The organism is Photorhabdus noenieputensis (genome assembly GCF_018448935.1).
Lineage (GTDB): Bacteria > Pseudomonadota > Gammaproteobacteria > Enterobacterales > Enterobacteriaceae > Photorhabdus > Photorhabdus noenieputensis.
This window is the reverse complement of sequence record NZ_RCWC01000001.1, coordinates 372115-385787: the sequence shown is the minus strand read 5'-3', so window position 1 is coordinate 385787 and position 13673 is coordinate 372115. Positions and strand designations below refer to the sequence as shown.

The 13673-nt window shown below is 35.7% G+C and carries 13 protein-coding genes and 1 pseudogene; 12 read left to right on the top strand and 2 right to left on the bottom strand.

Translation table 11 applies throughout. From position 1 onward, the window contains the following. Positions 1-98 precede the first annotated feature (98 nt). Positions 99-2405: an Orn/Lys/Arg family decarboxylase gene (locus EAE91_RS01850; protein ID WP_214086996.1), complete on the top strand. Its 2307-nt coding sequence runs from the start codon at positions 99-101 to the stop codon at positions 2403-2405. An 11-nt stretch (positions 2406-2416) separates the two neighbouring features. Here EAE91_RS01850 and tadA read toward each other — a convergent pair whose 3' ends face one another. Next, positions 2417-2926: a tRNA adenosine(34) deaminase TadA gene (tadA, locus tag EAE91_RS01845; protein ID WP_214086995.1), complete on the bottom strand. Its 510-nt coding sequence runs from the start codon at positions 2924-2926 to the stop codon at positions 2417-2419. 339 nt (positions 2927-3265) lie between these two features. Continuing rightward, positions 3266-3541 carry a hypothetical protein gene (locus EAE91_RS01840; protein ID WP_376744720.1) on the bottom strand — a complete coding sequence of 92 codons (276 nt, stop codon included), beginning with the start codon at positions 3539-3541 and terminating at the stop codon, positions 3266-3268. A gap of 442 nt (positions 3542-3983) precedes the next feature. Between EAE91_RS01840 and EAE91_RS01835 the strand changes: the two genes are divergently transcribed. The 11 genes and pseudogenes from EAE91_RS01835 to EAE91_RS01780 all read left to right on the top strand — a co-directional run bounded on the left by EAE91_RS01835 (position 3984) and on the right by EAE91_RS01780 (position 13582). Continuing rightward, positions 3984-4319, top strand: a complete 336-nt coding sequence (locus EAE91_RS01835) for a hypothetical protein (protein ID WP_214086994.1) — start codon at positions 3984-3986, stop codon at positions 4317-4319. A gap of 351 nt (positions 4320-4670) precedes the next feature. Continuing rightward, positions 4671-5036 (top strand): hypothetical protein, encoded by a 366-nt coding sequence (locus EAE91_RS01830; RefSeq protein ID WP_214086993.1) that lies wholly within the window; start codon positions 4671-4673, stop codon positions 5034-5036. Positions 5037-5223: 187 nt separating this feature from the next. Next, positions 5224-5724, top strand: coding sequence for a phage tail protein (locus EAE91_RS01825; RefSeq protein ID WP_214086992.1), 501 nt, complete (start codon positions 5224-5226; stop codon positions 5722-5724). Further along, positions 5721-6320 (top strand): tail fiber assembly protein, encoded by a 600-nt coding sequence (locus EAE91_RS01820; protein WP_214086991.1) that lies wholly within the window; start codon positions 5721-5723, stop codon positions 6318-6320. The genes EAE91_RS01825 and EAE91_RS01820 overlap by 4 nt, the downstream gene beginning before the upstream one ends. Before the next feature lie 581 nt (positions 6321-6901). Then, positions 6902-7621: a gp53-like domain-containing protein gene (locus EAE91_RS01815; protein WP_214086990.1), complete on the top strand. Its 720-nt coding sequence runs from the start codon at positions 6902-6904 to the stop codon at positions 7619-7621. A gap of 155 nt (positions 7622-7776) precedes the next feature. Next, on the top strand, positions 7777-9048 hold the full coding sequence (locus tag EAE91_RS24005; RefSeq protein ID WP_244868594.1) for a phage tail protein: 1272 nt from the start codon (positions 7777-7779) through the stop codon (positions 9046-9048). Positions 9049-9503: 455 nt separating this feature from the next. After that, the gene (locus EAE91_RS01800; RefSeq protein WP_214086989.1) at positions 9504-10331 is read left to right on the top strand and encodes a phage tail protein; all 828 of its coding nucleotides are present in this window, start codon (positions 9504-9506) and stop codon (positions 10329-10331) included. Between the two features lie 52 nt (positions 10332-10383). After that, on the top strand, positions 10384-10818 hold the full coding sequence (locus EAE91_RS01795; protein ID WP_214086988.1) for a tail fiber assembly protein: 435 nt from the start codon (positions 10384-10386) through the stop codon (positions 10816-10818). A 416-nt stretch (positions 10819-11234) separates the two neighbouring features. Next, on the top strand, positions 11235-12065 hold the full coding sequence (locus EAE91_RS01790) for a phage tail protein (protein ID WP_214086987.1): 831 nt from the start codon (positions 11235-11237) through the stop codon (positions 12063-12065). Positions 12066-12084: 19 nt separating this feature from the next. After that, a pseudogene (locus EAE91_RS01785) lies at positions 12085-12373 on the top strand (tail fiber assembly protein); the annotation flags it as partial. A gap of 486 nt (positions 12374-12859) precedes the next feature. Beyond that, entirely contained in the window at positions 12860-13582 is a 723-nt protein-coding gene (locus EAE91_RS01780) for a gp53-like domain-containing protein (RefSeq protein ID WP_214086986.1), read from the top strand. The last annotated feature ends 91 nt before the right edge of the window (positions 13583-13673 follow it).

Sequence of the window (13673 nt, the reverse complement as noted above, 5' to 3'; positions counted from 1 at the left end):
TACAGCCATTATATATCCTCAGTTATATTATGTTTGACAGCTAATTCAGCTAACCATACTAAATTCATCAGAACACTATCTCTCTCAAAGGATAAATCATGATTAATTTAGACATTAACGAACAAAACAAAATTATGGTCGTCAGCAGCCATGTATTTAGCCCGACGACTGCGAATGGTCGAGCCTTTACAGAGCTAATAGAAGCATTAAAAAAGAACAATTTCGCTGTTATCCTGGCGGCTACATTCCAAGATGGTATAGCCACAGTTTCTTCTGATTCCTCACTATGCTGTATTTTTGTTGATTGGACTTCAGGAGATAATAACTACGAATCTCATAAACAAGTCTTAGAATTACTGAAAGAAATACGCAAACACAATACAACCATTCCGGTATTGTTGACCGCGGAATATTCCAGCATCGACACGCTGACACTTGAAGTTATGGGATTAGCAGATGAATTCGTCTGGATGCTTGAAGACACGGCTGGATTTATCGCCTCTCGCGCCAGTTCACTAATTAAGAAATATCATGCTCAATTATTACCTCCTTTTACTCGTGCATTACTTCAATATACCCAAGAATCCCCAGAATATTCTTGGACTGCTCCCGGACATCAAGGCGGTGTCGCATTGGCTAAAACAGCGGCAGGAAGAGAATTAATTAATTTCTTTGGAGAAAATTTATTCCGAAGTGATATTGGCATAGAAAGAAAAATACTTGGTTCACTGCTAGATCATACAGGTGCTATTAAAGAATCAGAAGAATATGCCGCAACTATTTTTGGTGCCCATCAAAGCTATTGCGTTCTTAATGGCACTTCAGGTTCTAACCGTATTATCATGGGTGCCATTATTGGTGAGAAAGAGATTGTTATATGTGATCGCAATTGCCATAAATCTATTGGACAAGGCTTAATAATGACTGGAGCTTTGCCCGTATATCTTATTCCTCAACGCAACCGCTATGGCATTATAGGCCCGATTCCCAGAGATCAATTTCAACCAGAATATATCCAACAACTCATTAATAAACACCCACTAAAAGAGTGTGCAGTAGACAATCAACCTGTTTATGCAGTCATCACCAATTGTACTTACGATGGAATATGTTATCACGCAGAACAAGCAGAAAGTTTATTGGCAAAAAGTGTTGATCAAATTCACTTTGATGAAGCTTGGTTTGCTTATGCTCGTTTTAATCCTATGTATAAATATCGATACTCAATGCGTGATGACCCAAATGATTTTGACAATAATGGTCCGACAATATTTGCCACTCAATCCACACATAAGATGTTGGCAGCGCTATCACAATCATCCTATATCCATATCCGCAATGGTAAAAAACCCGTTGAACATTCCCGTTTCAACGAGTCTTATATGATGCACGCCACAACTTCACCGCTATATTCGCTTATCGCCACTAATGAAATTGCAGCGGCCATGATGGATGGCCCACAGGGGCAAAGACTGATACAAAACGCTATTAATGAAGCCGTAGACTTCCGTCTGACATTAGCAAAAATCCATCATCAATTTAAACAAAAAGATGATTGGTTCTTCTTACCCTGGAATGCCAGAGAGATTATCAGCGCAGATAGCGGTAAATTAATTCCTTTCCATGACGCCAACAGAGAACAATTGGCAACGGACCCTTCCTGTTGGGTATTAAAAGAGGGAGACAAATGGCATGGATTTACCAATCTATCAGAAGAATGGTGCCTGCTAGATCCAACAAAAGTTGGTATTTTATGCCCAGGAATGAATGATAATGATGAATTGCTGGAAAGTGGCATTCCAGCCGAAATCCTTTCCGCTTATCTCAGTCAGCATGATATTGTGCCGGCACGTACCACCGATTTTATCGTTCTTTGCCTGTTTTCTATTGGCGTCACCAAAGGTAAATGGGGAACATTGATCAATGTGTTGTTGAATTTCAAGAAACACTATGACGCTAATACTTCACTTAAACAATGTTTGCCAAAACTCGCGAAGCAATACCCTGAATATTATGAAAATATGGGGCTAAAGGATATTTCGGATAAGATATTTGGGTATATAAAAGAATATGAAATGGATATTGAGCAAAAGAAATCATTTAGCCAATTACCTGAGATAGTGAAACTCCCCCGACAAGCACACCTTGATCATATGGGAGGCCGTACTGAACATCTACCACTTAATGCACTGGCAGGGCGCATATCGGCTGTGAGTGTTATTCCTTATCCACCAGGTATACCAATAATCCTACCGGGAGAACGTTTTGGTGATGAACTTGCGCCCCGGTTACAATATATTCGCCAACTCGGTGAATGGAATAACAAGTTCCCTGGCTTTGAAAAAATTCTAGAGGGCGCAGAGATGATAAACGGCGAGTACCATATATGGGTACTAAAAGAGTGAATCAATAATATCTATTGATTTTCTTCCTGCTGTTTTCTGGCGGCTTTTAATGCTTTATGTTGCAGCCGACGTTGTTTGAAAAAAGCACTCAACATCGTCGAACATTCCTCAGCAAGCACGCCACTGGTAATATCAATTTGATGATTCATGCCAGGATGGCGCAATATATCAACCAAAGAACCCGCGGCACCAGTTTTCATATCACTGGTGCCATAAACCAGCCGCTGTATTCGGCTATGTATCATAGCACCAGCGCACATAGTGCAAGGCTCAAGCGTGACGTATAAGGTGGTATTTATCAAACGATAATTTCGTAACCGCTCTCCCCCTTTGCGTAACGCAATAATTTCAGCATGAGCGGTGGGATCATGCGCGATAATAGATTGATTCCAACCTTCTGCGACGATTCTATTATCAGCGACCAATACAGCGCCAACAGGTATTTCCCCCTGCTCCCACGCCTTTATTGCTCGTTCAATGGCCTGCTGCATCCAATATTCATCACTATATACTTCAATCACTGCGGTATCTCATTTGGTTGTATCAGGGGTAATTATAACGATTTATTTTACTTACTTTCCAGATATATTTTCTTATTAATCCATTGGGAATAGATCCCCGAGATCATTTTATATATTTCTTGCTACTAAAATATCCAAAAAATTAACAATAGAATATATAATACAACTCTATTTTATAACATCTTTATATTTACTTTAAATGAATAACAATCCGAAACAAGTTAGGATTGTTATTCATTTTAAAATACTAATTAAGGGTTACCAAATCACCATTATCTATATCCGTCATCTTTCAAGTTGCCTCTTTATTGGCTGCACTCGCTCACCCCGGTCACATAGTTATCTATGCTCCCGGGGATTCTCTCCCTTGCCGTCACGATGCATCTTGAAATCCATAGGGTATAAAACATCCTTTCCACACTGAGTGGACATAAAATTAGCCACAACAGAGGCTATTGTCGATGACTGACGTAGTACCTTATTTAATAAGTGAGTGGGAATATTATCTGGTGGAAAACCAGAATATAAACTCAGGCTTTCTTCGTATCTTTCTTGACTCACGACATTAGCGTTATTACTAATAGAAAACGCTTTAAAGTCATTTTTATTACTCATTTACCCTCCTCACAAAAAATAATAGATTTCATTTACCAAAAGCTTATTTACATATAAATTTTCAAATACAAAGCTAACATCAGTGTAAAAACAATCAATAAATTTATTTTAATAATTATGTTATTAATGAAAATAAAATAAAACATTATTATAACGTAACACAATCTACTCCTTTGCTTAAATAAAAACAACGCCATTTTGGAAATAATCCAGTTAATTTTATTAACTTTAGCCTCGTTAAATAAAATATAATTTTGAACATTAGCAATGATAATAGAGATATTATTATTTATTCCCCTATATTTAATCTAAGAAATTCCTTTTACATCACTGATAAATTTCAATATTTAACCATTTGAGGAAAATGTTAAGTTAAATATAACAGATGAAATCACCTGTTATATAAACAACCAAACAACTGCCATAATAAGGAGATAATATAATGAAACCAGAACACCAAACAAACCCACAGAAAGGCACTATATACATAGCCCCTAATCAAACTATCGAGATTGATAGTCATAGTAATATAGTACTCCCTCTGCCAGTTTATAATGCCGTTATAACAAACAGAGGCCCAGCACCAGTTAGGGTTTCATTTTACTGGGCGGCCCCATTTGGAGAATATCAGCTCTATAATTATATCGATGTCATATATGGAGAAAGTAAAATACTTTATGCACCTCCTAACGCTCTTTATTCCTATAGAATTACAGCCGCCAACTTCACTTTTACTCAGGGAGCAAATATTGAATTTAGGTGGATAATGGGATCTTAATAGTTAACTATACCCGTCATCCTTCAAGTTGCCTCTTTGTTGGCTGCGCTCGCTCACCCCGGTCACATAGTTTGCTATGCTCCCGGGGATTCTCTCCCTTGCCGTCGCGATGTATCTTGAAATCCATAGGGTATATAATTTATAGAAATAAGATATTAATAGCTTTGGTATATTTCCAATTATAAAACATTGATTATTTATTACTACCAGCCACATATAAATAGTTAACAACTTAAGTTATAAATCACTCCATGATTCCTTTTCTGAACTAAATTATAAATGAACGGATACTATCTTTACAACAACTCAAGGTATGGTCTATAAATACATAACCTAATTTGAGGAAACTATATGAGTCCAAAAAATGATTTTAAGGATTTTTCTACCAGCAATAATGCTGGTGTAGTAAATCAAGAAAAATACGAAAAAATCCTGAGTCTGTATTCTGGATTTTTACCAGATAATGTTCCCACTCATTCATTAAATAAGGCATTACGTCGATCGTCAACAATAGTCTCTGCTGTGGCTAATTTCATCGCGATACAATCTGGTGATAGTGTTCTCGATAATGGTGATATCGTTAAATCTAACACTCAATTAAGCAGAGAGTTAGAACAAAAAATTATAACTGAAATTTCCAATTACGCTTTGAAAAAATTACAAAATGTTGCAGATATTCCTAATAAAAATGTATTTATGAAAAACCGGAAAAGTTAATTTCGGTAGGTGTACCACATCCTTGACCGACTGACATACACCAAATAGTGGGTGAAATGTAATGGAGCGATCTTCGATAAAACTTTATATCAAAAATTAACGGAAGTTTATCCTAGTGGCGGATTACCGATATAGGGGTATCAAAGCCACATAACCTAGCGTTTAACTATACGATGAGGGCAGCATAATGAGCACGTTGGTACTTGAAGAAATCCCGGTAGGAATACCACTCCCTTGGCCGACTGACATACCACCAAATGGGTGGGTGAAATGCAATGGAGCAATCTTTGATCAAACTTTATATCCAAAATTAGCGCAAGCTTATCCTACTGGTAGATTACCTGATTTACGGGGTGAATTTATCCGGGGCTGGGATGATGGGCGTGGAGTGGATATTGGCCGATACCTATTATCTGGGCAACTGGCAGATATTGCTCCACATAGTCATAGGGTTGTCCGAATGTGGTCCAACTCAAATGGCGGAACCGACGGGGTAGGTGCAGCAGGCCGTATTCTCAATAGTATCTACCAAAACGTTAACTACGGCATTGATCCTCGCGGAATAGGCATCGCTATCGGTATGGGATCTGGGAGTTACGGTTATATGGATAATGCGATTGCTGCTTCAACGGGAATAGAAACACGCCCACGAAATGTGGCATTTAATTACATTGTGAGGATTGCATGATGAATAAGGCTATACTGGATAAAAATAATATTGCCATCAGTGCCGGAAATATCGTTGTGTTTAATTACGATGCGATTACGCTGGAATATTTAAACAGTTCTGATGAGTACCTTCCCGTTGGTATCGGCCTTCCTGCCAATTCCTGCACAGACGCACCACCTGAAACCCAAGAGGGATATGTCGCCTGTCGTTCACCTGATTTAACCGGCTGGCAAATGGTACCAGATTATCGCGGGAAAATAGCTTACAACACCCAAACTGTGGAACAGAAGGAAATCATTAAACCGGGTGAATTACCAGAAACGCTGACATTCAAACAACCAAGCACCGATTTTGATAAGTGGGATGGCGAAAAATGGGTAACAGATATTGAAGCTCAAAAAGCCAATCAGATGAAACAGGCGGAACAACACCGTGTCATTCTTCGCGAACAAGCTAATGAAGCCATCATTTTATTACAATATGCTATTGAGACTGAGATGGCCTCAGACGCAGAGAAAGCATTATTACTTGCCTGGAAGAAGTATGTGGTATTACTGAACCGTGTTGATACTTCAATGGTTTCAGATATTGAGTGGCCACAAATACCAGAATAATAAAATTATCAATACCGGGCATTATTCTATCCCCGATTTTTTTCAGTGATGATAATGACTGTTTTGACCGGCCGATTGCCGATGCTTTTGAAGTATTACTCCGGTCAAGTATGATTTATGATTAGAATTGTGGGCTGCATGGCAGCCCTTTTTTTATTTTTTTAGAAGATGACTCCCCTTCCTATTTGATAAAGATAATCTTCTGTATTTATGGTGAAAGCATAGAAAAATATAATAATCTAACCAATAGATAAAATATCAATATTTTCGTAGCTACTATTTTTACACCCTGTATTTTAATAAAACTTATGAAAACCATTGGGAAAATTGCCTAAAGAAATAAGATAAAATAATTTTCAGACATGAAACATAAACATCTTAAATATGCTTTCGATTACAAGATGTTAAACGATTTATTGTCATCAATCATACATAAACAATCAATCGTTTAAGTTATAATATAATCTTATTATCCTCTTTTTGGAGTAGACTATAATTGAACTCAATCTCGATAAATTGCCTATAATATAACTCAACATGCTAATTATAACAGAACATTATTTTATTTAAGGAAAGTGTATATGAGTCCCAAGAATGATTTTAAAGCTTTTTCTATTAATAACAATGCCAACGTAGTGAGTCAACAAGAATATGAAACAAGTAAGAATTTACAAACCGGGTTTCCACCAGAATATATTACTATTCATGTGTTAAATAAAGCATTACGTCAATCGTCAACAATAACCTCTGCCGTGGCTGATTTTATCGCAACACAATCTGGCGATGATGTTGTGGATGATGGGAATATTGTTAAACTAATCACCCAGTTAAATAGAGCATTAGAACAAAAAATTATAACTAAAATTTCCAACTCCGCATTAGAAAAAGCACAAAACGGCGCAGATATTCCTGATAAAAATACGTTTATAAAAAACTTAGGTTTAAATGAAGCTGCAAAAAGGGAAATAGGAACTGGCGTTAATCAGGTTCCAGATATGTCGTTTTTCAACGCAAACCTAAGTTCTACCGGCTGGCAAAAATTACCTTCGGGTTTAATTGAAATGTGGGGGTTTGTATTAGTTCACGGCTATGGTTCTATGGAAGCCGGGTATTTAAATAGTTTCCCAATACCATTTCCGAACGCATGTTTAAATATTGTGTTAGCTAACGGTGGTTATAACCCTCAAGACTCCGGAATATGTTCAGTACACGTAGTAGATCGGAGTCAATTCCGATGTTATAGAAGCCCTACTAATCATCCTACGCCTGTTGGCGCGTATTTTAGGGCGATAGGATATTAATTTAATAAAAATCAATTTGCCATAATCATTTAATTAACATAGAAAAAATTATGACCGATAAAAACCATGTATTCAACGCATTAAATAAGGAATTACTTTCACAATAATTCAATATGTTATTTATAAAGTTTACCACTTAATTTAAGGAGTATAGTATGAGTCCTAAAAATGATTTTAAGGCTTTTTCTATTAGTATTAATGCTAATGCAGCGAGCCAAGAAAAATATGAAGAAAGTCAGAATTTGAAGACTGGGTTTGCACCCGACGGTATCACCACTAATATATTAAATAAGGCATTACGTCAATCATCCACAATATCCTCTGTAGTTGCTAATTTTATCGCGACACAATCTGGCAATGATGTTCTGGATGACGGAAATATAGAGAAACTTACCGATCAATTAAATAAGGCACTGGAACAGAAAATGATACCAAAAGTTCCCGACGCCTCATTAACACAGAAAGGTATTGTTCAACTTACAGATGTTGTTGGTAATAGTCATTCACTCGCTGCAACTCAGAAGCTCGTTTCTGATATAAATGATAATGCTAACAATAGATTAGCCAAAAACCAAAATGGGGCAGATATTCCCAATAAAAATGAGTTTGTGAAAAATCTCAATTTATTGGAAACCGTCAATTTGGCGAAAAATGCTGTGCCGAATAGTAGGAAAATTAATGGTAAAGCCCTGACTGGAGATATCACTTTAGGGGCTAGTGATGTGGGGGCATTTAAACTCGGATTAACAGGAAAATATTCTGTTGATAACCAAGTCCCGTGGAATGTAGATTCAGGGTCATATGATTTACTGCATCCGAAATTTAGTGATCATGTTGTGCATTTCTATAATGGAGTTGGGAGCTGTCCGGCTTTTCAGTTGAAAGTGCATTACAAAAATGGGGGTATCGCTTATCGCTCGGCTCGTGATAATTATGGATTTGAAGAAGATTGGACTAGCATTTATACAACCAAAAACAAACCGACTATAAATGAACTTGGTTTATCAGAAACCGTAGCATTGGCGAAAAATGCGGTTCCTAATAACAGGAAAATTAACGGCAAAGCGCTGGTTGAAGACATCAATCTGGAAGCCAGAGATGTGGGGGCATATTCACGCTCAGAATCCGACGAGCGATATCAAAAGAAAGGTCCTAATCAGGGATGGCGGAAAATAGGAGCCGGTGGAGACAGCGGAAGTAGCATATTATTGAGTCAGGACATACGAGGAAGATGTATATATTTACGTACTGGTAGTCCAGGTATATTTTTACCTTTACAAATGCCTCCAATCGATAATATTTTGGTTGGTGCCGGATATGGTTCAAGAGGATGGCTCGTTGTGCATTCGTCAGATTCAGGGCTGAGGTTATCTATAGTAAACAAAGAAGATTGTCCTGATATTACAGAAATTTATATTGCTGATTAAAATTATGGGCTGCATGGCAGCCCTTTTCCCATTTTATTTTTTAGGAAAAATTTATCTCCCTATTTGATAGGAATATTTACCTATATTTATAGAGCAAACAAAAAAATATAACAATTCAATCAACAGACAAAATAATACCACTTTCGTAACCACTATTCTGACACCATCTATTTTAATAAAACTTGTTAAAACTGTTTAAAAATTGACAAAATAGACAAGATGAAATAATTTCCAAATGTAAAATAAAAAATTTTGATATATTCTTTCTATTAAAAAATATTAAAAAATTTATTATCACTAGCCACACATTATTAATCAATCAATTAATTAATAATGAAATATTATTATCTAATTTTTGCCGTAGACTATGATTGAAATTAATTTCGATAAATCATCTATACTATAAATCAATGTGTTAATTACAAAATAATATTATTTACTTAAAGGATATATGTATGAGCCATAAGAATGATTTTAAAGCATTTTCTATTAGCAATAATGCTAATGTAGTCAGTCAAGAAAGATACGAAGAAAGTCAGAGTTTGTATTCTGGATTTCCTCCAGATAATGTTCCCACTCACTTATTAAATAAGGCATTACGCCAATCGTCCATAATATCCTCTATTGTGGCTGATTTTATTGCGACAGAATCTGGCAGTGATGTTTTGGATGACGGTAATACAATAAAACTTACTTCACAATTAAATAAAGCATTAGAGCAAAAACTTACAAAAAAAATTCCCGATGCATCATTAACACAGAAAGGTATTGTTCAATTTACAAATATGGTTGGCAATAGTAATACACTGGCTGCAACTCAGAAGCTCGTCTCAGATATAAATAATAACGCCAATAACAGACTAGAAAAAACGCAAAACGGTGCCGATATCCCCAATAAAAATGCATTTTTAAAAAATCTTGGGCTAAATGAAGCCGCAAAACGGGGAGTCGGAACTGGAGTTAATCAAATTCCAGATATGTCATCTTTCACCTCAAGCTTGGTTCAGAGTGGTTGGCAAAAATTACCCTCAGGTTTAATTGAAATGTGGGGAATAGCACGAGTTTCTGCCGGAGGAAGACCTGATCTCGGATATGTTAATAACTTCCCAATACCGTTCCCAAATAAATGTTTTAACATCACATTAACTCACAATGATTGGGACCCGAGAGCAGCAGGAATATTCGGGGCATCCGTAGTAAATCAGAGTCAATTCAAATGTTATAGAGGTTCAGGTGACGGCCAACCTTTTGTTTATACCTATTTTAGGGCAATAGGATATTAATTAAAAAATTAATTCATTATGATGATTATTTAACTAAATTTGGTATAGAATTATGAACGATAAAAACTATGCATTCAGTACATTAAATAAAGCATTTTATCCACTATTATTACAACAGAATTATATTGAAGCAGGCTCATGGCCAAATGATCCTTTACCTGTAACCGATGATATATTCAATGAATTTTCGGGCGTCCCGCCTATAGGAAAAATACTTTCCTCTGACGAAAATGGTCTTCCTTGCTGGGAAGATATCCCACCACCAACAAAAGAGGAATTTATATTTATAGCAGAAAACCAAAAAACACAATTTATATCTCTGGCAAATGAAAAAATAACTCCACTTTCTGATGCAGAAGAACTTGATATCGCAACAGACGAAGAAATACGATTACTCAAAGAATGGAAAAAATACCGCGTCATGCTTAACCGGGTTGATACTTCAACAGCCCCAAAAATTGACTGGCCAATTGCGCCATTATCGTAATTAATAAAAAGGCCGGGATTAGGACAGCGCCCGGTCTTTATCATTTTATTATTGATAATACTACAATAGTAAATATTATGTCGTTATAAAAGCCATTCTCCGTCAATATTTGCTAATTCATGCAATATTAGTTACATTACCCATCATAGAAATTTACTTCCCAGAATAAACTTTCTGGCATGAAAATTATTTCAAATGGTTTTCATAAGATAGATATTAGTTATTTTGACACACTTTAAATTGAAACATATTGAATTATTTATCACTTAAAATATACGAAAATAATTAATCACATAAGATATAAAGATATTTAATTATTTCTTCTCATCTCTATACTATGAGCGTTGAGAAATTACCCCTACAATAATTTAAGATATTATCTATAAAACCCACTATTGAATTTTAGGAAAATAAACATGAATCCAAAAAATGATTTTAAAGCGTTTTCTATTGGTAATAACGCTAATGTAGTGAGTCAAGAAAGATATGAAGGAGAGAAAGATTTAAAAAATGGGTTTCCACCAGATGATACGATTTCTCGTCATGTATTAAATAAAGCATTACGACAATCGTCCACAATAGCCTCTGTTGTAGCTGATTTTATTGCGACAGAATCTGGCAGTGATGTTTTGGATGATGGCAATATAGCCAAACTCACTGAGCAATTAAATAAAGCGCTAGAACAAAAATTTATAAAGAAAGTTCCCGATGCCTCATTAACACAAAAAGGTGTTGTTCAACTCACAGATGTAATTGGTAATAGTAATACACTGGCTGCAACACAGAAGCTTGTCTCCGATATAAATAATAACGCCAATAACAGACTGGAAAAAACGCAAAACGGCGCAGATATTCCTAATAAAAATGAGTTTGTGAAAAACTTAGGTTTAGATAAAGCTGCAAACCTGAAAGTGGGAAATGGAATTAATCAAATTCCAGACATGTCGTTTTTCACAGCAAACTTGGTTAAGAACGGTTGGCAAAAATTGCCTTCGGGTTTAATTTTAATGTGGGGATTAGCACAAGTTTATAACCATAGCGACCCTCAAGCAGGGTATTTAAATAATTTTCCAATACCATTCCCAAATGCATGTTTTAGTATCACGTTAACTCACCGTGGTAATGACCCTCAAGCAGCAGGTATATTCTCAGCAACAATAGAAAATCAGCATCAGTTTCGGTGTTATAAAAACCTTAATTACCATAAACTCACTACTTTTACATTTTTTATGGCAATAGGGTATTAATTAAAACTAGCAGAAAATTATGAACGATAAAAACTATATATTTAGCGCATCAAATAAAGCATTTTATCCGCTATCATTACAGCAGGATTATATTGAAGCAGGCTCATGGCCAAATGACCCTTTACCTGTAACTGATGATATATTCAATGAATTTTCGGGAATACCTCCCATAGGAAAAATACTTTCCTATGGCGAAAATGCCCTTCCTTATTGGAAAGATATTCCACCACTAACGAAAGAGGAATTGATATCCATAGCGGAAAACCAAAGAACGCAATTTATATCTCACACGAATGAAAAAATACCGAGTTATGCTTAACCGGGTTGATATTTCAAACGCACCAGAAATTGACTGGCCAACTCCGCCATTGTCGTAATTAACAAAAAGGCTGGGATTCAGACAGAATCCCGGTCTTAATCATTTCTTTATTGCCAATACTACAATGGCAAATATTCTATCATCATCCAATCTATTATTCACCAGGAATTTATAGATCATGCGATATTAGTGACCATATACATCATCGAAATTTATTTTCCAGAATAAATTTTCCAACATGTAAATTATTTAAGATAATTCACACAAGATAAATTTAATTATTACGATATGTTTTCAATTGAAATACATTGAATCACTTGTTACTTAAAACATACGAAAAATAATTAACCCCATAAGCTATAAAGATATTTAATTATTCCTTTTTATCTCTAGACTATGAGCGTTGAGAAATTATTTCTACAATAATTTAAGATATTATCTATAAAACCCACTATTGAATTTTAGGAAAATACATATGAGTCCAAAAAATGATTTTAAAGCGTTTTCTATTGGTAATAATGCCAATGTAGTGAGTCAAGCAAGATATGAAAGAGAGGAAATTTTAAAAACTGGGTTTCCAGAAGAAGATAGTATTTCCCGTCATGTGTTAAATAAAGCGTTACGTCAATCGTCCACAATATCTTCTGTTGTAGCTGATTTTATCGCCACAGAATCTGACAGTGATGTTCTCGATGAGGGTGATACCGTTAAGCTCAAAGCTCAATTAAATAGAGCGCTAGAAAAAAAATTTACAAATCAAATTTCCGATTTCGCATTGGAAAAAACAAAAAACGGGGCAGACATTCCTAATAAAAATGAGTTTATAAAAAACCTGGGTTTAAATGAAGCGGCAAAACGAGATGTGGGCACTGATGTTAATCAAATTCCAGACATGTCGTTTTTCACCGCAAACTTAGCTAAGGCTGGCTGGCAAAAATTACCTTCGGGCTTAATTGAAATGTGGGGAATAGCATCAGTAAAAGGTAATGATTATGCCGAACCTGGTGCTTTAAATAACTTTCCAATCCCATTCCCAAATACATGTCTCAACGTCACATTAACTCACGTTGGTAATGCACCTCAACATGCTGGCATATTTTCAATAATGATAGTCAATAATGCCCAATTCCAATGTTTTAGCAGTATTCCAAATTTACAAACTCCTGTAGCAGCATTTTATAGAGCAATAGGGTATTAATATGAACGATAAAAACTATGTATTTAGCGCATTAAATAAATCATTTTATCCACTATTATTACAACAGGAGTATATTGAGGCTGGCTCATGG